The sequence below is a fragment of the Streptomyces sp. NPDC088730 genome (genome assembly GCF_044751215.1).
Lineage (GTDB): Bacteria > Actinomycetota > Actinomycetes > Streptomycetales > Streptomycetaceae > Streptomyces.
This window is the reverse complement of record NZ_JBIVLK010000005.1, coordinates 75,540-96,588: the sequence shown is the minus strand read 5'-3', so window position 1 is coordinate 96,588 and position 21,049 is coordinate 75,540. Positions and strand designations below refer to the sequence as shown.

Genomic DNA, 21,049 nt, shown 5'->3' with positions numbered 1-21,049 from the left:
GCGCACTTCAACTCGTAGCCTGCTGCCGTCAGACCAACGGGAGGACCCTTATGCAGCAGCGATTCCTCGGCCGGTCCGGGTTGCGCGTCAGCGAACTGTGCCTGGGCACCATGACCTTCGGCCAGGACACGGACGAGGCGGGCGCACACCGGGTGCTCGATGCCTTCACGGAGGCCGGCGGCACCTTCATCGACACGGCGGACGTGTACCAGCAGGGCGTCTCCGAGGAGATCGTGGGCCGCTGGCTGAAGGGCCGCAGACGCGATGACCTGGTCGTCGCCACCAAGGTGTTCGGAACGACGGGCGAGGCGCCCAACGCGGGCGGGCTCAGCCGCAAGCACATCGTCGCGGCGGTCGAGGCGAGCCTGCGGCGGCTCGGCACGGACCACATCGACCTCTACCAGACGCACGTGTGGGACGCGACGACACCGGTCGAGGAGACCCTGTCCACGCTCGACACCCTGGTGAGGTCGGGGAAGGTGCGCTACCTCGGCGCGAGCAACCTCTCCGCCTCGCAGCTCCAGCGCGCCCAGGACCTGGCCGCCCGCAACGGCTGGGAGCGCTACATCAGCCTCCAGCCGCTCTACAACCTCCTGGCGCGCGAGGTGGAGTGGGAGCTGGCGCCGGTGAGCCGGGCAGAGGGCGTCGGCATCATCCCGTGGAGCCCGCTCCAGGGCGGCTGGCTGACCGGGAAGTACCGGCGCGGCATGAGCGAGGCCGCACCGGACACCCGGGAGGCGCGCTACCAGCGGGAGCTGGGGCGCGAGGCCTGGCGGGAGCGGGACAACGAGGAGACCTGGCGGGTCGTCGAGGCCGTCGTCGCCGTCGCGGAGGAGACCGGGCGCACCCCGGCGCAGGTCTCGCTGCGCTGGCTGCTCGGCCGGCCCGCCGTGGCCGCGCCCATCGTCGGGGTGCGGACGGTCGAGCAGCTCACCGACAACCTGGGCGCGGTGGGCTGGGAACTGACGCCGGAGCAGACGGCGCGGCTGGACGAGGCGAGCGCCCGTCCGCTGCCGTACCCGTACGACGTGCTGCACCGGTTCCGCGACCGCGAGCCGCAGGGCTGACCCGCGGGCCGTTCGCCGCTACTCGACGATCGCCATGTCGCGGGCGGTGGCGTTGAGGCGGCGGCCGCCGTCCTGCGTGACCGTGACGATGTCCTCGATCCGGACACCGAAGCGGCCCGGCAGATAGACGCCGGGCTCCACGGAGAAGCACATGCCGGGGACGAGCTGCTGCTCCTCGCCCTCGATCATGTACGGGGGTTCGTGGGTGGTGACGCCGATGCCGTGGCCCGTGCGGTGGATGAAGCGGTCGCCGTAGCCGAACTCGGTGATGACGGCGCGGGCGGCCCGGTCGATGTCCTGGCAGGCGGCGCCGGGCCGGACCGCGTCGCAGCCGGCCTGCTGCGCCTCCCGCACGATGTCGTGGACCCGCTGCTCCTGCGCGGTGGGTTCACCGACGTGGACGGTACGGGAGGTGTCGGAGCCGTAGCCGTGCTTGAGGCCGCCGAAGTCGAGCACCACCATGTCGCCGCGCTCGATGGTGCGGTCCCCCGCCTCGTGGTGCGGATTGGCGCCGTTGGGCCCGGAGCCGACCACGGTGAAGTCGACCTGGGAGTGCCCGTACTCGGTGAGCAGCCGGGCCAGATCGGCGGCGACCTCGGTCTCCCTGCGGCCGGAGAAGCGGACCTTGAGGATCTCCTCGTACGTGGCGTCGGCGGCGGCCCCGGCGGCGGCCATCCGGTCCAGCTCGGCGGCGTCCTTCACGGCGCGCAGCATCGGCAGCGCCTCGGTGAGGGAGGCGTACGAGGTGCCGGGCAGCAGCCGCTGGAGGCCGAGCAGGTGCATCGCCCAGGCGTTGTCGCTGATCCCGAACCGCCCCTTGGCGTCGAGCAGCGGCGCCGTGACGGCGTACGGGTCCTTGCCGTCGGTCCAGTCCCGCAGGGTCAGGGCGGGGGCGCCGGCGCACTTCTCCGCGTCGGGCGCCTCCAGTGTCGGTACGACCAGGACGGGGTCCTGTCCGGCGGCGAGGACGAGGAGGGTGAGGCGCTCGGTGTCCGCGGTGGGCCGGTATCCCGTCAGGTGGACCATGTCGGGTCCAGGTGCGACCAGGACGCCGGCGAGTCCGGCGGCGGCCGCGCTCGCGGCGGCCCGCTCCATCCGGGCCCGGTAGTCGTCGGCGGTGAACGGCGCGGGCTGGTTCGGGCTGGACATGCGGACCTCCTGGCGGCACGAAACGGCTCCCCGCATCCTGCCGGGTGCGGGGCGCCCGCGCGAGCGGTCAGGGGCGGTGCCGGTGCGGTTCCTCACCTGCTCCCGAGCCGCACGACGAGGTCGGCCCGGTCCCGTCCCCCGGCGACGAGCCGGGCGTTCGCCTCGTCGGAGCCGGCGACCCAGCGCTCCGCGTACGGGCGCGGCTTCCCGAACCGCACGTGCCGGTCGACGAGCCGGCGGACCCGTACGTCCTGGTCGAGCTCCAGGTACCACGCCTCGTCGAGCAGCCCGCGCACCGGCGCCCAGCCGCCCTCCGTGTGCAGCAGGTAGTTCCCCTCCGTGATGACGAGGGGGATGTCCGGGCCGACCGGGACGGAACCGGCGACCGGCTCCTCCAGGGCCCGGTCGAAGGCCGGGGCGTACACGACGGTGCCCGGTTCCGGCGCCCGCAACCGGTGGAGCAGGGCGGCGTACCCGGCGGCGTCGAAGGTGTCGGGCGCGCCCTTGCGGTCCGCCCGGCCCAGCCGTTCCAGTTCGGCCTGGGCGAGGTGGAAACCGTCCATGGGCACGAGCACGGCGAGCGGCCCGAGGCTGTCGGCCAGTTCTGCGGCCAGGGTGGACTTCCCGGCTCCCGGCGGACCCGCCAGGCCGAGGACCCGGCGCTTCCCGGTCAGGGCGAGCCGACGCGCGCGGGCCGTCAGCCCGGTGAGGTCACTGGTCTCCATGGCGGATATTGTCCCGCTACGGGCCCGGCGGCCGCCCCTTCCGTCCCGCGAGGAATCCGAGGAACCCCATGTCCCACATCGCCCTGGTCACCCTGGTCGTCCGCGACTACGACGAGGCCCTCGCCTTCTACACCGACGCCCTCGGCTTCGAGCTGGCCGAGGACACGGAGCGGGGCGACGGCTCCCGCTGGGTGGTGGTGCGTCCGCGTGGCGGTCAGGGCTCGGGGCTGCTGCTGGCCCGCGCGAAGGACGAGGAGCAGGGGGCGAGCGTCGGGGCGCAGGCCGGTGGCCGGGTCGGCTTCTTCCTGCACACGGAGGACTTCGCCGCAGACCACGCGCGCATGCTGGCGGCCGGGGTCCGCTTCCTGGAGGAGCCCCGGCACGAGGTCTACGGCTCGGTCGCGGTCTTCGAGGACCTGTACGGCAACCGCTGGGATCTGCTCCAGCCCGCCTGACGCGCCGGACGCGGCTCAGCGCGTCCCGTTGCCCTCCAGGTAGGCGAGCACGGCGAGGACCCGGCGGTGGACCGTTCCGTCGTCCGGTCCGAGGCCGAGCTTGGCGAAGATCGAGCCGATGTGCTTGCTCACCGCCCGCTCCGTGACGACGAGTTCGGCGGCGATGGTGCCGTTCGCCTTGCCCTGGGCCATCAGTTCCAGGACCTCCCGCTCGCGCGGTGTGAGGCTCAGCAGCGGTTTCGCGGACGCCTTGCGGGTCATCAGCTGGCTCACCACCTCCGGGTCGAGCGCGGTGCCGCCGTCCACCACCCGGTCGAGGGCCTGGAGGAACTGGTCGACCCGGCCCACCCGGTCCTTGAGCAGATAGCCGATGCCCTGGGCCCCCTGGGCGAGCAGCTCGGCGGCGTAGGTCTCCTCGACGTACTGCGAGAGGACCAGGATCGGCAGGCCGGGGAGTTCCCCGCGGGCGGCGACGGCGGCGCGCAGCCCCTCGTCGCGGAAGGTGGGCGGCAGCCGGACATCGAGCACGGCGGCGTCCGGGCGGTGCGCCAGCAGGGCGGGCAGCACCTCGGGCCCGGCCGCGACATCGGCCACCACCTCGTGCCCCGAGCTGGTGAGCAGCAGGATCAGGCCCTCCCGCAACAGGGCGTTGTCCTCCGCGATCACGATCCGCACGGCAGCTCCACTTCGATGTCGGTCGGCCCTCCGATGGGGCTGCTGATGCGGGTGGTGCCGTCCAGTGCGGCGATCCGCCGCCTGATCCCGACCAGCCCGCTGCCGGCGCCCTCGTCCGCGCCGCCTCGGCCATCGTCCCCGATGGACACGAGCAGTACGCCGGGGGCCCGGTCGATCCGTACGGACGCGGCCGTCGCGGCGCTGTGCTTGCTGATGTTGGTGAGCGCCTCCGCCACCACGAAGTAGGCGGCGGCCTCGATCGCCGCGGGCAGCCGCCGTCCGTCCTCGACGCCGTCCAGTACGACCGTGACGGGGATACCCGCCCCGGCCGCCAACGCCCTTACGGCGCCGTCCAGTCCGCGGTCCGTCAGTACCGGCGGATGGATGCCGCGCACGACGTGCCGCAGTTCGGCCAGCGCCGCGTCGGCGCCGTCCTGGGCCTCCTCCAGGCGCAGGCGCGCGGCGGCCGGGTCCCGGTCCAGGAGCTGCTTGGCCAGGCCGACCCGCATCGACAGGGCGACGATCCTGGCCTGGGCGCCGTCGTGCAGGTCCCGTTCGATGCGGCGGAGTTCGGCGCCGTGCGCCTCGACCGCACCGGCCCGGCTCTCCGTCAGCTCGTCGATGCGCTCGGCCAGTTCCGCGGACGGCGAGGCCGTGAGCAGGGACCGGGTCCAGCTCGCGGAGAGGTCCGCCAGTACGGGGTGCCAGCGCAGTACCCAGCCGCGCCGCACGGGCGGCGGTGTGCCGTACTCGTCGGCGGTGCGCCGGTCCAGCAGGTGTACGGCGGAGAGTCCGATCCCGTCCACCAGCATCCCGACCGGCCAGAGCACCATCGTGAGGTAGCCGATCCCGTTGCCGAGGAGGGCCTGGACCGGCAGCCAGAGGGCCTCGCGCCGGTTCGTGGGGTCGCTGAGCACCCGCCTGACCCGCTCGGAGAGTTCGCCCCGGTCCAGCGGCAGGTAGCGCGTCGGACGGAACGGCACACCGAGGTACGCGGCCGCCCTGCGCCGCTCGGACTCCGCGAACCGGTGCAGCACCTTGGCCGCCTCCGGCAGGGCGGGCAGCCCGATGAGCACGGCGCCGAACAACAGGACCGCCACCACCAGGAACGCCCCGACATAGGCGACCAGCGCGACCGGGATGCCGATGAGGAGGTACTGGGAGGCATGCCACGAACGCCGGACGGCGGCCGTCAGCGGAGTGGGCGTACTGCTCATGCCGCACCACATTACGGGGGCGGGTCCGCCATCGGAGTGGGGTGACCCCCACGGTCGGTGGTGGAGCTGGCTGCACCATCGTCCGGGAGCCCGCGCCCTGGTCCCCCCAGCCCCCGGTTCATAGCGTTTACGCAGGTCAGGACGGATGACCGGCAGAAGCGAAGGGACCCAGGGTGGACACATTCACGGCGGTGCGGACGGCGGCGCTGGAGCTGGAGTCGGTGAGCCGGCGCCACGGGCGGCGCGGCAGCGGCCGGGAGGTGGTCGCCCTGGACGACGTGAGCTGTGCGGTCCCGGCCGGGAGCTTCACCGCCGTGGTCGGTCCCTCCGGTTCGGGCAAGAGCACGTTCCTGCAGTGCGCGGCCGGCCTGGACCGTCCGTCGTCGGGGACGGTACGGATCGGCCGGACCGATCTCGGCGGGCTCTCCGAGGCGGCGCTGACCAGGCTGCGGCGGGACCGGATCGGCTTCGTCTTCCAGTCGCACGCCCTGAACCTGGTGCCCTCGCTCAGCATCGAGGAGAACGTCGTGCTGCCGCTGGTACTGGCCGGTGCCGACCCCGGGGCCGCCCGGGTACTGGAGCGCGGACGACGGCTGCTGGACCGGGTCGGGCTGTCCGGGCGCGGCGGTGGCGGACCGACGGCCCTGTCGGGCGGTGAGCAGCAACGGGTGGCGGTGGCAAGGGCATTGGTGACCGAACCCGAGGTGGTGTTCGCGGACGAGCCGACCGCGTCCCTCGATCCGGAGTCGGCGGAACTGGTGCTGGGGCTGCTCCGGGACGCGGTACGGCGCGACGGCCGCACGGTCGTGATGGTCACCCATGATCCGGTGGCGGCGGGCTGGGCCGACACGGTGTTGACGATGGACGGCGGCCGGCTGCGATGAGCGGGACGAAGACGCGTGACAGGAAGCCCCGCACCGGGGCGGTCGCGGGCGCGCAGGCGCGGGCCGGGATGCGGCGGGCCTCGGCGTTCCTGGCCCGGCGCTCGCTGGACACCCATCGGCGCGCCTGGGTGGCGGTGTTCGCGGCGACGGCGGCCGCGACGGCGCTGCTCGGGGCGTTCGCACTGGTGCTCGGCTCGCTGCTGCTGGCGGTGCCGCCGGTGGAGCGGTACGCCGGGGCCGACGCGGTTGTGGTGGCCGACCAGCGGGTCACGTACACCGCGAAGCCGTGGGGCGGCGAACCGCAGACGGCCACCGCGTACCTGCCGGAACGGGTGCGGCTGGACCGCTCGGTGCTGGCGCGGGCGGCAGCGGCCGAGGGCGTGGCGCGGGCGGTCGCGGACGACTCGGTCCCGGTGGTGGCGGGCCGCGGGACATCGGCCGTGGGGCGCTCCTGGCCGGCCGCCGCGCTGACCCGGTACGAGCTGACCGGGGGCCGCGCGCCGAGGTCCGCGTCCGAGGTGGTCGTGGACTCCGCGCTCGCGGCCGGGAGCGGCGGGCCCGGTGGCCGGGTGACGCTCCAGGTCGACGGGGCGGCCAGGCAGTACACGGTCAGCGGGGTGGCCCGTACCGGTCACCGGCGCGGCGCGCCCGCCGTCTTCTTCACCGAGGCCCGGCTCACCCGGCTGGCCGGGCATCCCGGCACGGTGGACGCGATCGGCGTGCTGGCCGAGCGGGGCGTCTCCGGGGACGCGCTGCGGGCGGCCCTGGACGGGGCGGTGGCCGGGCCCGGCGGGAAGGGGCACGGCGGTGGCGAACGCGGACCGCGCGTACTGACGGGTGCCGGTCGCGGTGAGGCCGAGCAGCTCGACGCCCTCGGCGCCCGGGGCGATCTGCTGACCATGCTCGCGTCGATCGCCGCGACCGTGGTCATGGTCGCCCTGCTCGTGATCGCCACCACGCTCGCCCAGGCCGTCCACCAGCGGTCCGGTGAACTGGCGCTGCTCCGGGCGGTCGGGGCGACTCCCCGGCAGCTCCGCTCCGCCGTCGGGCGCGAGGCCGGCCGGGTGGCGGGCGCCGCCGCGCTGCCGGGAGCGGTCCTCGCCGTGCCGCTGGGGCTGCTGATGCGGTCGCTGCTGACCACGGAACCGCTGCCGCTGCCGGTCCCGTGGTGGCTGCCGCTCGCGGCGGGCGCGGCGGGCGCGCTGGTCGTCGCGCTCGCGGCCCGGCCGGTGGCGGTGCTGGCGGCCCGCTCCATCACCCGGCTGCGGCCCGCGGTGGCCCTGGGCGCGGCGCGGGCGCCGGAGCCCGGCGAGCCGGGGCGGGCGCGTACCGCCGCCGGGGTGCTGCTGGCGGTCGCGGGGCTGGGTTCGGCCGGTGCGGCGACCGCGCAGGGCGGTCAGGCGGCGGCGCTCGCCGCCTCGGCCGCCGCGACCTCGCTGATCATCGCGGTGGCGCTGCTCGGCCCGTGGGTCGCGCGGATCTCGATGCGCGTCCTCGGCGCGCCGGTCCGGTGGGCGGGCGGGGCCGCCGGATTCCTGGCTGCCCGCTCCGCCGCCGCGCACCACCGGCGGCTGGGGGCGGCGCTCACCCCGGTGGTGCTGGTCGTGGCGTTCGTCTGCGTGCAGCTGGCGGCGGGCAGCACGCTGGAGCGGGCCGCCGGCCGCCAGGCCTCGGACGCCCTGCGGGCGGACCTGGTGGTGACGGGGCCCGCCGCCGGCATCCCGTCCGGCGTGGCCGACGCGGTGCGCGGGGCCCCCGGGGTCTCCGCCGCGATGGGCCTGCTCCGGTCGTCCGTGGTCCTCGCCCACCGCCAGACCGGCGATCCGGAACTGGACCGCTACCCGGTCCTGGGCGTCACGGCGGACCAGCTGTCCGGCACCCTCGACGCCCGGGTCACGGCGGGCGATCCGGCCCGGCTCACCGGCCGGGGCACCGTCGCGGTCGGCAGGGACCGGGCCGACGAACTCGGCGCGGGCGTCGGTGACACGGTGCGGCTGCGCCTGGGCGACGGTGCGAAGGTCCGGCTCCGGGTGGTGGCGGTCTACGAACGCTCCCTGGGCCTGGGCGAGTTCATGCTCCCGCGCGAGGCCCTCGCCGCGCACGTCTCGGCGCCGCGCGACCGGCAGGTCCTGGTGCGCTCGAAGGACGGGGACGCGGCTTCGGCCGTACGGCGGGCGCTGGCACCGTACCCGGGGGTCGATGTCCGTCCGGCGAGGGCGGACGACGTACGGATCAGCCCCTCTACCTCTGACCAGGACGACGCCCTGATCGTCATCGGTGTCGGCGTGATCGGCGGCTTCGCGCTGCTGGCGGTGGTCAGCACCCTGACCCTGATCACGGTCGGCCGCCGCCCCGAGTTCCGCCTGCTCCGGCTGGTCGGCGCGGGACGCGGCCAGCTGCTGCGGATGCGGGCCCTGGAGACGGCCCTGGTCACGGTGGCGGGCCTGGCCGTCGGAACCGCGGTCGCGGCGGTCCCCCTGCTCGCGTTCGCGCTGACCGCCACGGGCTCGCTGCCGTACCTCCCGCCGGTCCGGTACGGCGTGCTGGCGCTGGCCGTGACCCTGGCCGCGGCGGCGGGCACGCTGCTGCCGGGGGCGGGGAGCGGTGCGGGCCGGACCGGTTAGGGCGTGTCACGTCCACCGGCCCCGCTCCTACGATGCGAGGGTCTTGGCCCAGTCCTCGACCGCGATGACGTCCCCCAGCGCGGGAACACGTTCTCCGTCAGGTCCCGGTGCGGTTCGGGGCCGGTGTCGTGGCAGGCGTCCACCAGGACGGTGAGGCCGAGGTCCCGGTCGACGGCGGACCCCGGCGCCTCAGCCCGTCCCGCGCCCGAGCCCGACCCCGCCCGCCGCCCCCGCCAGCGCGTCCAGCACCGGGGCGATCAGCGGATGCGCCTCCGCGCCGCGGCGTACCGCCGCGAACACCCGGCGCGTCGGGGCGCTGCCGTGCACCGGGCGGACCACCACGCCGGTCAGGGCCATGCCGCGCAGGGCGGATCTGGGCACCAGGGCCACCCCGGCATCCGCGCCGGCCAGCGCGACCACGGCGTGGAAGTCGTCGGAGGAGTGTTCGAGGGCGGGCTCGAAGCCCGCGTACTCGCAGGCCAGGACCACCACGTCATGGCACGGGTTGCCCGGGTAGGGGCCGATCCAGGTGTCCTTCGCCAGCTCGGCGATCGCCACCTGCTCCTGGTCCGCCAGCCGGTGCCGGACCGGAAGCACCGCGTCGAACGGCTCCGAGTACAGCGGCACCCGGATCAGCCGGCGGTCGTCCTCGCCCGGTGCGCCCCGGTACTCGACGGCGACGGCCACATCGGCCTGCCGGTCCAGCACCATCGGGACGCTCGCGTCGCCCTCCGCGTCCTGGACCCGGACCCGGATGCCGGGTGCGGACTCGCTGAGGGCGGCGATCGCGGGGGCGAGGACCAGACCGATGCCGGTGGCGAACGCGGCGACCGTGACCGTCCCGGCGTCGCCCGCGCCGTAGGCGGCCAGCTCCGCCTCGGCCCGCTCCAGCTGGGCCAGCACCGCGTTGGTGTGGGTCAGCAGGATCTCCCCGGCCGAGGTGAGCCTGGCGCCCCTGGCGTTGCGCTCGACCAGCCGGTGCCCGGTCTCCTGCTCCAGCGCGGCCAGCTGCTGGGAGACGGCGGAGGGGGTCAGGTAGAGCGCGGCGGCCGCGGCGGTCACCGTGCGGTGGTCCGCCACCGCACGCAGAATACGCAGCCGCCGTGCATCGATCATGTGCCCTATTGTCCCAGGTCGCGAGGGATGCCCCCGCCGGGCCTCACTCCCCCAGCGCCGCCCGCGCGTCGACGAAGGCGTCGACCGCGCGATTCACGTCCGCCGTGGAGTGCGCGGCGGACAGCTGGACGCGGATACGGGCCGCGCCCTGCGGGACGACCGGGTAGGAGAACCCGATCACGTACACACCGCGCTCCAGGAGAAGCTCCGCCATCCGGCCTGCCTTCGCCGCGTCCCCGATCATCACGGGGGCGATGGCGTGGTCGCCGGGCAGGACGTCGAAGCCTTCCGCTGTCATCCGGGTACGGAAGAGCGCGGTGTTGGCGTTGAGCTGCTCGCGCAGGTCGCCCGCGGACTCCAGCAGGTCGATGACCTTCAGGGAGGCCGCCGCGATGACCGGGGCCAGCGAGTTGGAGAAGAGGTACGGGCGCGAGCGCTGGCGCAGCAGGGCGACGATCTCGGCGCGGGCGGCCACGTAGCCGCCGGAGGCACCGCCGAGCGCCTTTCCGAGGGTGCCCGTGATGATGTCGACGCGGTCCATCACGTCGTGCAGCTCGGGCGTGCCGCGCCCGCCGGGGCCGACGAAGCCGACGGCGTGCGAGTCGTCGACCATGACCATGGCGTCGTAGCGCTCGGCCAGGTCGCAGATCTCGCGCAGCGGTGCGACGTAGCCGTCCATCGAGAAGACGCCGTCGGTGACGATCAGTCGGCGCCGGGCCCCGGACGCCTCCTTGAGCCGCTGCTCCAGGTCGGCCATGTCGCGGTTGGCGTAGCGGAAGCGCTTGGCCTTGCACAGCCGGATGCCGTCGATGATCGAGGCGTGGTTGAGGGCGTCGGAGATGACCGCGTCCTCCGGGCCGAGGACGGTCTCGAAGACGCCGCCGTTGGCGTCGAAGCAGGAGGAGTAGAGGATCGTGTCCTCCTGGCCCAGGAAGGAGGAGAGCCGCTGCTCCAGCTCCTTGTGGACCTCCTGGGTGCCGCAGATGAAGCGGACGGAGGCCATGCCGTAGCCCCAGCGGTCCAGTGCCTGGTGCGCGGCGGCGATCACGTCGGGGTGGTCCGCGAGGCCCAGGTAGTTGTTGGCGCAGAAGTTGAGCACCTCACCGGGGCGGCCACCGGAGGTGACGGCGACGGTGGCGGACTGCGGGGTGCCGATCACGCGCTCGGGCTTGTGCAGCCCGGCGGCCTCGATCTCTTCGAGGGTGGTGCGCATGTCGTCGCGTACGGAGTCGAACATGAGGGGTGTCTCCCGGCTCGGTAGCTGGATACGGGGGTGGTCAGACGGTCCAGTCGAGGATGACCTTGCCGCCGCGTCCGCTCGCCGCGTCGTCGAAGGCCGCCTCGAAGTCGCGGTAGCCGTAGCGGCCGGTGATCACGGGGGCGAGGTCGAGGCCGCCCTCCAGCAGCACGGACATGGCGTACCAGGTCTCGTACATCTCGCGGCCGTAGATGCCCTTGACCGTGATCATGGAGGTGACGATCCGGGCCCAGTCGACGGCGAACTCCTCCGACGGCAGTCCGAGCATGGCGATGCGGCCGCCGTGCGTCATGTTCGCGATCATGTCGCGCATCGCCTCGGGGCGGCCGGACATCTCCAGGCCGATGTCGAAGCCCTCGCGCAGTCCCAGCTCCCGCTGGCCGTCCGCGATGGTCTGCTCGCCGACGTTGAGCGCGAGGCTGACGCCGACCTTGCGGGCCAGGTCGAGACGGGCCTCGCTGACGTCGGTGATCATGACGTTGCGGGCTCCGGCGTGCTTGGCCACGGCCGCGGCCATGATGCCGATCGGGCCGGCCCCGGTGATCAGGACGTCCTCACCGACGAGCGGGAACGACAGCGCGGTGTGCACGGCGTTGCCGAACGGGTCGAAGATCGCCGCGACGTCGAGGTCGACGGGGACCCGGTGCACCCACACGTTGGACGCGGGCAGCGCGACGTACTCCGCGAAGGCCCCGTCGCGTCCGACGCCGAGCCCGACCGTGGAGCGGCAGAGGTGGCGGCGGCCGGCCAGGCAGTTGCGGCACTTGCCGCAGACCAGGTGGCCCTCGCCGCTGACCAGGTCGCCCACCGCGATGTCCACGACGTCCGGACCGATCGCGGCGACCTCTCCGACGAACTCGTGGCCGAGGACGAGCGGCGTCTTCACCGCCTGCTGCGCCCAGCCGTCGTAGTTGCGGATGTGCAGGTCGGTACCGCAGATGCCGGTACGGAGCACCTTGATGAGCACGTCCGAGGGACCGGTCTCCGGCTCGGGAACGTCCATCAGCCAGAGTCCCGGCTCGGCCTTCTGCTTCACGAGTGCCTTCACGGCTGCGGCTCCCTGTACCTGGTACGGCGTTGAGCTCCCCGGGCAGGGGGCATGCCTGAGGAAGCCTGCGGCCCGGGGAGGAATGAGGGGACGGCGTGGCAGCGCGCTGGTACCGGCTGCCGCGCACCATCCTCCGCCGTCACGGAGAAATCTGCCGTACCGCGCGCCCCAGGTCCATCGAGGTTTTCTTAAGCGCGGCCGCAGCTCCGCTTCACGCCCAGGTCGCGCGGGCGTCGCCCGGCCTACCTGGCGACCCCGTGCAGCAGGACGGGCACCGGACCGTCGCCGCCCGGTGTTGTCGTACTCCACCGACCCGGCGGAGAGCTCCAGCACACCTGCGGAAAGCCCGGGTCCGGCCATCCGGCACCCCTTCCACGTTCCGCGGCCGGCTGCGCACGGTCACCGTACCGATCCGTACAGGCCGAGGAAGCGGGCCCGTCCGTCGTCGATCCGGTAGAGGAAGATGCCCTCCTTGCGCGGGACCAGGTGGCTGCTGTCGAAGGCCAGCCGTCGGGTGATGCCCCGGTACCGGGTACGGAAGACCCGCTGGGCGATTCCGCCGCGCAGGGCGTCGGTGGCGCTGGTGGTACCGGCGGCCCGCGCGATCAGGCCGACCGCGTCGTAGGCCTCTGCGGCCCAGGTGGCGGGCGGCGCGCCGAACCGCTTGCGGTGCGCGGCGGTGAAGGCCTCGGCGGCGGGCAGGGCCGTGGGGTCGGTGTACGCCTCCGCGAAGACCCAGCCCTCCGCGGCCCTGCCCGCCCCCCGCAGGAAGCCGGGTGCCAGGACGGGGCCGCTGGACAGGGCCGTTCCGGTGAACCCGGCGGCGGCCAGCGCGGTGGCGCAGCGGGCGCCGCGGGCGGGGGACGTGCCCGCGTAGACGACCGCTCCGGCCCCGGCGCCGACCACGGCGCGGGCGGCCGGGGCGAAACCGCCGGCGTCCGCCGCGACGGTGTGCGTGGTGACGGTGACGCGGCCCGTCTTCGCGTCCCGGAACGGGTTGGCGGCCCTCCAGCTGCCCTGCGGATCGGCCCGGTCCTCGATGACCACGGCTTTCGTGACGTGTCGGTCCCGCGCCATGTGGCTGATCAGTCCGGAGGCGAGCGAGGAGTCGTAGGGGCGCAGTACGCACAGCTGCTCGGAGTCCGCCGAGTCGGTCACGTACCGCGCGGCGACGAGCACCTGGCCGAGGCGGGCCTTCGCGTAGCGGCTGACCACCGCCGCGGCGGGGACGTCCGTGGTCGGTCCGATGACCGCGAGCACCGCGGGGTCGGCCGCCAGCCGGTCCGCGACGGCGAGGGCGCGGGTGGCGTCCCCCGCGTCGTTCTCGACGCGCAGGCCGAGCCGGAACGTCTTGTCCGTACGGGAGTTGTGGTCGTCGACGGCGAGCCGGGCGCCTCGTTCATGGGCGAGGCCGACCGCCTTGCCCGGTCCTGTGGTGTCCGTGTGCAGTCCGATCGTGTACGTGGGGAGCGTGCGGGGCGTCGCTCCGGTGCCGCCGCCCCGCCGGGCGGCCAGCCAGGCGGTGGTTCCGCCGCCGGTGAGCAGGACCGCTCCGGCGGCCCCTGCGGTGAGGACGCGCCGGCGGCTCGGGCGGTCCGGGGCCGGGGTCCGGTCCTCTGCGGGGTGCGGGGGTTCCGGGTCCGGCAGGGCGAGGGCGGCGGCGGAGCGTTCGGCGACCGCGGCGGACAGGCCCGGGACCTCCCAGCCGGTGCCGTCGCCGGTGAGCAGCCGCTCGGCCTCCGCCGCCGTCGGGCGGTCCGCCGGGTCCTTCGCGAGGCAGGCCGTCACCGCCGGGAGCAGCACGGACGGCAGCCCCGCCAGGTCCGGCCGGCCGTGGACGGTGCGGAAGAGCACTCCGGCGGCCGCGCCGTACCCGAACGGGCGCTGCCCGGTCGCCGCGTACGCCAGGACGCAGCCCAGCGAGAACACGTCGCAGGCCGGTCCGAGCGGCCCCGCGGAGGCCTGTTCGGGCGCCAGGTAGCCGGGCGTGCCCATCACCGCGCCGGTCGCGGTGAGCGCGGTGGCGCCCTCGTGGCGGGCGATGCCGAAGTCGATGAGCCGGGGCCCGTCGAGGGCGAGGAGCACGTTGCCGGGTTTCACGTCGCGGTGCAGGAGACCCGCCTCGTGGACCGCGACGAGGGCTCCGGCGAGGCGGGCGCCGAGGGCCAGGACCGTGGCCTCCGGCAGGGGGCCCCGCTCCCCGACGGCCTCGCCCAGCGAGGGGCCGGGGACGAACGCGGTGGCCAGCCAGGGCTCACGGGCCTCGGTGTCGGCCCCGGTGACCGGGACCACCCAGGGGCCGGTGATCCGGGCGGCGGACTCGGCCTCGCGGCGGAACCGGGCGCGGTATCCGGGGTCGGCGGCGTGCTCGGCGCGGATCACCTTCACGGCGGCGAGCGCCCCGCCCGCGGAGCGGGCCAGGTAGACCACGCCCATGCCGCCCGCCCCGAGCCGGGCCAGGGTGCGGTACTCGCCGATGGTGCGCGGGTCGTCCGAGGTGAGAGGGCGCATTCGGCTCAGGTCTTCTCGGCCTTCGGCGCGGCGCCGAGGTGGACGAAGCGCCCGTCCCGCACCCCGTAGAGGTAGGCGTCCGCCCCCTTGAGCCGGTGCAGTTCGTCGAAGGCGTAGGTCCGGGAGACGCCCTTGTACGAGGACCCGGCGATCTTCGCGACCAGGGCGGTCCGGGCCGGCCGCACCGGCTTGGCCCCGCTTCCGGCGAGGGCGGTGACGGCGGCGGTCACGAGCCCGGCCGCGTCGTACGCCTCCGCGGCCCAGTGCGCGGGGGCGGAGCCGTACGCCGAGCGGTGGGCCGCGGCGAACTCCTCGGCGCCGGGGGCCGTGGCGTCGGTGTAGGGCGCGGTGAACTCCCAGCCCTCCGCGGCCTGTCCGGCGTCCTTGAGGAAGCGTGGCTGCATGGCCGTGTGCATGGCCATCCGGGGGCCCTTGAAGGGGGTGCCGCCGAGCGCGCGTGCGGTGCGGGCGGCTCCGGCCGCGTCGCCCGCGTAGAAGAAGGCGTCGCTGTCGTGCTGGAGCATGTCCTCGATGACCGGGGCCAGGTCCTTGGTCCCGGCGGGCACCACGCGCGGATAGGCGGTGCCGGTGGTGATCACGCCGGTCTGCATGTTGGTGAGGTAGCCGACCTGGTAGGCGGACTGGCCGCCGACCCGGTCGAGCAGCACCCCGAGCCGTTCGACGTCCGGCCGGAGCACCAGCCTGCGGATGACGGGCGCGCACAGCACGCCGTCGGAGGGGACCGCCTGGAAGAACGACTTCTTGGAGCCGGCCGCGTAGGAGAGCAGCATCGAGGAGACGGTGACGAGCGGCAGCATCGCCTCGTCGTAGGTGGTGAGGACCGCCTGCGTGGTGTGGTCTCCGGTGGGGCCGACCACGGCGAGCACGTCGCGGTCGCGGGTGAACCGCGCGGCGGCCCGGACCGCGCGCTTGACGTCACCGCCGTCGTCGATCGCCTTGACGGTCAGCGTGAAGGGCTTGTCCTCGCGGGAGTTGAACTGTTCGACGGCCAGCCGCACCCCGCGCTCCTGGGCCCGTCCGGCGGCGCTCTGCGGGCCGGACAGGTCCGCCTGTACGCCGATGGCCCAGGCCCGTTCGCCGGTCCTGGCCGCGCCGGAGTCGTCGCGCGGCCATTCCCTTACGGCGAATCCGCCGCCTGCCGCGATGACGGCCCCGGCGCCCGCGAGCAGCAGTCTCCGCCGGCCGGGACGGGCCTCGGGCGGCGGCGTTCCCCGGTCGGCGACGGTGGGTTCGATGCCGGGCAGGTCGAGCATGGCGGCGGACCGGGCAGCGATCAGCGCCACGACGTCGTCCGGCAGCCAGTCGATGGAGCCGTTCGGCGCGTCCTCGGTGATCCGGGTGTCGAGTTCAGCCGCGGCGGGCCGGTCGGCCGGCTCCTTGGCCAGCAGCGCGCCGAGCAGTTCGCGGAGTCCGGGGTCCTGGACCCCTTCGAGGTCGGGTTCGTCGTGCACGGTCCGGTAGAGCAGCGCGTCGACGGCTCCGCTGCCGAACGGCGGCCGTCCGGTCGCGGCGTACGCCAGGAGGCAGCCGAGGGAGAAGACGTCGCTCGCGGGTCCGGCCGCCGTGCCGTCGCCGGAGGCCTGTTCGGGCGAGAGGAAGCCGGGGGTGCCGACCACGAGGCCGGCGGCGGTGAGCGCGGTGGCGTCGGTGGCCCGCGCGATCCCGAAGTCGATCAGGCGCGGCCCGTCCACCGTGAGCAGCACGTTGCCCGGCTTGACGTCCCGGTGGACGAGGCCCGCCGCGTGCACGGCGGTCAGGGCGCGGGAGAGCAGCCTGCCGAGCACCCGGACGCTGCGGGCGGGCAGCGGCCCGCACCGTGCGACGGCCTCCGACAGCGCGGGACCCGGCACGAACGCCGTGGCGAGCCAGGGGCGCGTCCCCTCCGTCTCGGCACCGGTGACCGCGACCGCCCAGGGGGTCTCCACCCGGCGGGCGGCCTCGACCTCGCGGCGGAACCGGGCCCGGAACTCCTCGTTCTCGGCGAACTCCGGGAGGATCACCTTGATCGCGGTCAGGGCTCCGCCGTCCGTGCGGCCGAGGTAGACGACGCCCATGCCTCCGGCGCCGAGCCGTCCGAGCAGCCGGTGTCCGCCGATCGTCGAGGGGTCTGCGGGACGCAGCCGTTCCATCACGCTCTCCGCTCTCTCAGCACTAGGCTTTCTCAGCTCCGAGCTCTCTCAGCTCTGCTTCTCGACGGCCGACTTGAGCCGCAGCAGCATGGCTGCCTGGGCCTGGTTCGTCAGCTCGTCGAGTTCCTCCTCGGTCCGCCCCTTGGCCCCTTTTCCGGTCACCGCCACGGTGAACTGGAGGGTCTGGGCCTGCTGCCAGACGTACGGGAAGGGGCCGCCGAGCGTGGAGCTCTTGTACTGCCCGATCTCGGTCAGCGCGTCCGCGGAGTTCACCTGGCCGCCTTCGCCATGCGGCAGTGCGGCGGCGACCAGCGAGCCGATCAGTTCGCCCTTCTGGAGCTGCTGCGTGGGGCAGCGCATCGTCTCCTCCACCGATTCCGCCATCTCCCACCGCGCGCCCTCGCGGCTGCGGTGCACGGTGACGACGGCGGAGAGCCGTACCGGCCCCTTGCCGCCGGCGGCGGGCACCTCGAAGGAGCGGCCGCGGGTGGCCAGCACGCTCGACAACGGCTTCTGCTGCTGCCAGACGCAGTCGGTGCCGAGGACCGGCCAGGTGGCCGGGTCGCTCTCGTACGGGCTCCGCCTGATCACGTCGGGCCCGAAGCTGGCGGGGTCCGCGATGACCAGGTCGATGAAGGCCAGGGCCTCGTCGCGAGACGTGGGCAGCCTGGCCGGGTCCGCCTCGATGTCGCCGGTGTCCTCGATGCCCGAGGTGATGTCCGGGGCCGGTTCGGAGGTGGCGACGCCGGTGGCCCGGGTGCTCCTGCCCTCCCCGCCCGGACTCCCGCCGCCGCTGGAGCACGCCACCAGCACCAGTGGAGCCAGCACCAGCACTCCGTACCTGTGTACCGGCCCGCCGTAGCCCACGATCCGCCACCCCGTCTCCCCGAAGACCACCCTGATCCTATGAGCGCGGGACCGTGCGGGACGGCTGTCCGCGAAACTGTTGCACCATCAAGACGGCTTCGGTGTAGGGCACTTACCGTTTCGCACGGCTCACTGATGGCGGCGAACCCGCACGCTCCGCCGATCGGGTGATGCCCCGGTGGGCGGCCGCCCGGCCCGCTACCCGAACAGCTCCGCCCCGATGGCCCGCCCTCCGGGCCTGCGGTCCACTGGGGCCGACCCCGCCCCACTCGTGCGGGCGGCAGGACGACCGAGGAGCCCCGATGAAACGCCACACCAGGACGGCCGCGGTACTGGCCTCCACAGCTCTCCTGGCCGCCGCGGCGGCGGGATGCTCCGGGAGCGGATCCGACAGCGGCGGCTCCGGCGGTACGGACACGGGCGGCCTGAACAGCGCACGCCAGGCCGACGTGCCCGCCGCCGCTGCCACGTCCCCCAGCCCGTCCCCGTCCCCCGCCCCGACGGTCTCCGTCAGGAAGGGCACGTACGGCAGGACCCTGGTGAACGAGAAGAAGATGACGCTCTACGTGTTCGACAAGGACACCGAGAACAAGTCCGCGTGCACCGGGGACTGCGCCAAGGCATGGCCTCCGCTGCTCGACAAGAAGACGCCGACCGCGGGCACCGGAGTCAGCTCGAAGCTGCTGAGGACGACGACCCGCGGCGACGGCAAGAAGCAGGTGACCTATAACGGCCACCCGCTGTACCTCTTCGACGAGGACAAGAAGCCCGGCGACGCGAAGGGCCAGGGCGTCGACGCGTTCGGCGCCAAGTGGTACGTCGTCAACGCCAAGGGCAAGCAGGTCACCACCGCCACAGCCACGCCGACCAGCAGTAGCAGCAGTGGCACCGGCAACGGGTACTGACCCCGGCCGGCCCGGCCCCCGCGCCCCCGGAGACGCCATGCCGTTCCCGTTCCGTACCGGCCGGACGCGGTTCGCCGCCTCCGCCGCCGCCCTCGCCCTCTCGCTGACGGCCCTGGCCGGCTGCTCGGACAGCGGCGGCGGAGGCGGCGGCAGCTCGTCGGCCCCCGCCACGCCACCCTCGCTGGTCCCGGCCACGACGGCGCCGCCCTCGGCGTCCGCTTCGTCCCGGCCGCCCGCCGGCGGTGCGGTGAAGGTGAGCATCAAGGACTTCACGTTCCGGCCCGCCAGGCAGACCGTCGCGCCCGGTACGCGGATCACCGTGACGAACGACGACACCACCACGCACACGATGACGGCGACCAAGGGCAAGGCGTTCGACACCGGCGACATCGCCCCGGGCAAGTCGGCCACCTTCACCGCCCCGTCGAAGGCCGGCGCGTACCCGTACGACTGCACGATCCACCCCTTCATGACGGGGACCCTCACCGTCAAGTGAGCCCCGGACGCCGCCCGACGGCCACCGGCGCGAATGGAGCCGCAATGTCCGCAGAACTCCCCGTCACACCGGACGGCCGCTCGCACGGGGGCGGCTCCGGCCGCTTTGTGCGCGGTGCGGCCCGGGTGCTCGCCGCGGCCGGTCTCGCGGTGGACGCCTATGTGCACGCGCACCTGGCCGGGCGGTACGACGCCGTCATGGCCGACATCAGCCAGGGCACGCTGTTCCGCATCGAGGCGGCCATGGCGGCACTGGCCGCGCTGCTCGTGCTGGTCTGGCGCCGGTGGCCGGCCGATCTGTTCGCCTGGTCGGTCGCGACCGGCGGACTCGCGCTCCTGCTGATCTACCGGTACGCGGACATCGGCGCCTGGGGGCCGTTCCCGAGCATGTACGAACCGGTCTGGTTCACCGAGAAGCGGGTCACCGTCGTGGCCCAGGCGGTCGCGATGGTCGCCACGGTGTACCTGCTGCTCTTCCGGCCGGGGCCCCGGACCCGCGACGTCCGCCACCCCTGAGCGCCCGCACTTCACACGTCCGAGGACACCGTGATGAGGATCAGGCCCGAGAGCCCCGTCACCGCCCGCACCGAGTCCGCGAACACCTCGGTCGCCCAGGCGGCCACATCCGTCGACCACTCGCGCGCCTCGCAGCGGTAGGCGAGCGCCCGCCGCAGCCCCTCTGCCTGCACCACTCCGGCGAGGGGCTGTGCCAGCCCCGGGGTCTGCACCGTGACGGGCTTGAGAGGCTCGACCCCCAGGTGCCCATAGGTGCGTTCGAGCGCGGCGTCGCGGATCTCGGCGGCCCGCGCGCCGAGATCCGCCGAGGGCAGGGCGGACACGGTGACGGTCAGCGAGGCCGCGCCGGAGGGGTCCGCGAGGGCGAACCAGTCGGCGACCTCCGCGAGTTCGACGCGGGCGTCCCCGGCACGGTGCAGCGGTACGAGGGCGTGCGTGCCGGTGAGGCGTACGGTGCCGACGCGGCGCAGCGCGTCCGAGAGGACGGTGATGACGGGGAGCACCGGGAGGCGGCGGGTGCGCTGCCGCCTCCCCGGAATGTTCAGGGGCCGGGGAAGCGACGACTGGAGCCAGGCCAGCTGACGGACCTGCCCGTCCTGCGTCCAGTCGCCGTCGGCGTCGTTGTGGTCCCAGAGGTTGTCGGCGGCGGGCTTGTCCGTCAGGACGGTGGAGCTCCAGGCGTAGGCGGACGCCCGCTTCACGGCGAGGCTGAAGACGTCCTCCTCAAGGTCGGACTCGGCGCTCACCCGGTCGATCCAGGGGTGCCGGTCCAGTACCCCGTGGAGCCCCACGATGAGGGTGGCGCCCGGACCGGTGTCACTCATGGTCGTACTCCTGGATCGAGCGGGTGTTGGCACCAGGGAATCAGACGCCGCACTTGACGGTGACCGGCTTCGTGTAGGCCTTCTCCGGTGAGTCGGCCACCCCGATGAGGTCGACGTCGATCTTGGTGCGCCACTGGCGCTTGTTGCGGTTCGCGCACTTCTTGCGCGCGACGACCCGGCGGGCGCTGCCGCCGTTGCCGGACTTGAGGTTCTTCGCGTTTCTGGCGACCGAGTGCCACTTCTTGCCCGACTTCATCTGGAGCCAGATGGTGACCTTGGCCTTGGTACCGGGGCCACTCACATGGGTCCACCAGGCGTGGGCCGACGCCGTGCGTGGCGGGGTGCTCGAAATGTGGACGCGGTCGCCATTGGTGACGAAGACGCCGGGTCCCTTCGCGGTGGCCGGTGCGGCCGTCGCGGGAACTACGGAACCGGCGAGCAGCACGGTGGTCAGAGCAGCCGACGTCAATAAGGTACGCATGCGCATAGGTGTGGCCCTCCCCGTTTCCCGTGTGCGGCCGACAGGAACAGCGCCGTCCGCGCACCTATCACGCTAGGGCGGG

Annotated in this window: 19 protein-coding genes; 7 read left to right on the top strand and 12 right to left on the bottom strand. The window is 74.1% G+C overall.

Features of this window, described 5'->3' with window-relative positions; all coding sequences use genetic code 11:
* Positions 1–50 precede the first annotated feature (50 nt).
* On the top strand, positions 51–1,067 hold the full coding sequence (locus ACIP89_RS17860; protein ID WP_401930883.1) for an aldo/keto reductase: 1,017 nt from the start codon (positions 51–53) through the stop codon (positions 1,065–1,067).
* 18 nt (positions 1,068–1,085) lie between these two features.
* On the opposite strand, the gene ACIP89_RS17855 is transcribed toward ACIP89_RS17860, so the two are convergent.
* A complete protein-coding gene (locus ACIP89_RS17855; RefSeq protein ID WP_402115615.1) occupies positions 1,086–2,216 on the bottom strand; it encodes a M24 family metallopeptidase in 1,131 nt (376 codons plus the stop codon).
* A 92-nt stretch (positions 2,217–2,308) separates the two neighbouring features.
* Positions 2,309–2,941: a nucleoside/nucleotide kinase family protein gene (locus ACIP89_RS17850; RefSeq protein WP_402115613.1), complete on the bottom strand. Its 633-nt coding sequence runs from the start codon at positions 2,939–2,941 to the stop codon at positions 2,309–2,311.
* A 68-nt stretch (positions 2,942–3,009) separates the two neighbouring features.
* On the opposite strand from ACIP89_RS17850, the gene ACIP89_RS17845 reads away from it, so the two are divergent.
* Positions 3,010–3,396: a VOC family protein gene (locus tag ACIP89_RS17845; protein ID WP_402115612.1), complete on the top strand. Its 387-nt coding sequence runs from the start codon at positions 3,010–3,012 to the stop codon at positions 3,394–3,396.
* 15 nt (positions 3,397–3,411) lie between these two features.
* Here the strand turns inward: ACIP89_RS17845 and ACIP89_RS17840 are convergent, their stop codons facing one another.
* Entirely contained in the window at positions 3,412–4,071 is a 660-nt protein-coding gene (locus ACIP89_RS17840; protein ID WP_402115611.1) for a LuxR C-terminal-related transcriptional regulator, read from the bottom strand.
* Complete coding sequence (locus tag ACIP89_RS17835) at positions 4,059–5,288, bottom strand: sensor histidine kinase (protein WP_402115610.1); 1,230 nt, start codon at positions 5,286–5,288, stop codon at positions 4,059–4,061. The genes ACIP89_RS17840 and ACIP89_RS17835 overlap by 13 nt, the downstream gene beginning before the upstream one ends.
* Before the next feature lie 173 nt (positions 5,289–5,461).
* On the opposite strand from ACIP89_RS17835, the gene ACIP89_RS17830 reads away from it, so the two are divergent.
* Both ACIP89_RS17830 and ACIP89_RS17825 read left to right on the top strand, forming a co-directional pair.
* The gene (locus ACIP89_RS17830; protein ID WP_402115609.1) at positions 5,462–6,172 is read left to right on the top strand and encodes an ABC transporter ATP-binding protein; all 711 of its coding nucleotides are present in this window, start codon (positions 5,462–5,464) and stop codon (positions 6,170–6,172) included.
* Complete coding sequence (locus tag ACIP89_RS17825; RefSeq protein WP_402115608.1) at positions 6,169–8,796, top strand: ABC transporter permease; 2,628 nt, start codon at positions 6,169–6,171, stop codon at positions 8,794–8,796. The genes ACIP89_RS17830 and ACIP89_RS17825 overlap by 4 nt, the downstream gene beginning before the upstream one ends.
* Positions 8,797–8,985: 189 nt before the next feature.
* Here the strand turns inward: ACIP89_RS17825 and ACIP89_RS17820 are convergent, their stop codons facing one another.
* From ACIP89_RS17820 to ACIP89_RS17795, 6 genes are all read right to left on the bottom strand, one after another.
* The gene (locus ACIP89_RS17820; RefSeq protein WP_402115606.1) at positions 8,986–9,912 is read right to left on the bottom strand and encodes a LysR family transcriptional regulator; all 927 of its coding nucleotides are present in this window, start codon (positions 9,910–9,912) and stop codon (positions 8,986–8,988) included.
* Positions 9,913–9,955: 43 nt separating this feature from the next.
* Positions 9,956–11,149, bottom strand: coding sequence for a glycine C-acetyltransferase (locus ACIP89_RS17815; RefSeq protein WP_401929242.1), 1,194 nt, complete (start codon positions 11,147–11,149; stop codon positions 9,956–9,958).
* A 40-nt stretch (positions 11,150–11,189) separates the two neighbouring features.
* Positions 11,190–12,218 carry an L-threonine 3-dehydrogenase gene (gene tdh / locus ACIP89_RS17810; protein ID WP_401929244.1) on the bottom strand — a complete coding sequence of 343 codons (1,029 nt, stop codon included), beginning with the start codon at positions 12,216–12,218 and terminating at the stop codon, positions 11,190–11,192.
* A gap of 399 nt (positions 12,219–12,617) precedes the next feature.
* Positions 12,618–14,729, bottom strand: a complete 2,112-nt coding sequence (locus ACIP89_RS17805; RefSeq protein WP_402115605.1) for a bifunctional serine/threonine-protein kinase/ABC transporter substrate-binding protein — start codon at positions 14,727–14,729, stop codon at positions 12,618–12,620.
* A gap of 5 nt (positions 14,730–14,734) precedes the next feature.
* Positions 14,735–16,879, bottom strand: coding sequence for a bifunctional serine/threonine-protein kinase/ABC transporter substrate-binding protein (locus ACIP89_RS17800; RefSeq protein WP_402115603.1), 2,145 nt, complete (start codon positions 16,877–16,879; stop codon positions 14,735–14,737).
* A 48-nt stretch (positions 16,880–16,927) separates the two neighbouring features.
* Positions 16,928–17,707: a hypothetical protein gene (locus ACIP89_RS17795; RefSeq protein WP_402115601.1), complete on the bottom strand. Its 780-nt coding sequence runs from the start codon at positions 17,705–17,707 to the stop codon at positions 16,928–16,930.
* Positions 17,708–18,048: 341 nt separating this feature from the next.
* Between ACIP89_RS17795 and ACIP89_RS17790 the strand changes: the two genes are divergently transcribed.
* Genes ACIP89_RS17790 through ACIP89_RS17780 form a run of 3 tightly spaced genes read left to right on the top strand, consistent with a single transcriptional unit; the run spans position 18,049 to position 19,662 of the window.
* The gene (locus tag ACIP89_RS17790) at positions 18,049–18,651 is read left to right on the top strand and encodes a hypothetical protein (protein ID WP_402115599.1); all 603 of its coding nucleotides are present in this window, start codon (positions 18,049–18,051) and stop codon (positions 18,649–18,651) included.
* Between the two features lie 37 nt (positions 18,652–18,688).
* Entirely contained in the window at positions 18,689–19,147 is a 459-nt protein-coding gene (locus tag ACIP89_RS17785) for a cupredoxin domain-containing protein (RefSeq protein WP_402115597.1), read from the top strand.
* Between the two features lie 44 nt (positions 19,148–19,191).
* Positions 19,192–19,662: a hypothetical protein gene (locus tag ACIP89_RS17780; protein ID WP_401929253.1), complete on the top strand. Its 471-nt coding sequence runs from the start codon at positions 19,192–19,194 to the stop codon at positions 19,660–19,662.
* Positions 19,663–19,673: 11 nt separating this feature from the next.
* Here the strand turns inward: ACIP89_RS17780 and ACIP89_RS17775 are convergent, their stop codons facing one another.
* Positions 19,674–20,486, bottom strand: a complete 813-nt coding sequence (locus ACIP89_RS17775) for a hypothetical protein (RefSeq protein WP_402115595.1) — start codon at positions 20,484–20,486, stop codon at positions 19,674–19,676.
* A gap of 40 nt (positions 20,487–20,526) precedes the next feature.
* Positions 20,527–20,967, bottom strand: coding sequence for a hypothetical protein (locus ACIP89_RS17770; RefSeq protein ID WP_402115593.1), 441 nt, complete (start codon positions 20,965–20,967; stop codon positions 20,527–20,529).
* Positions 20,968–21,049 lie beyond the last annotated feature (82 nt).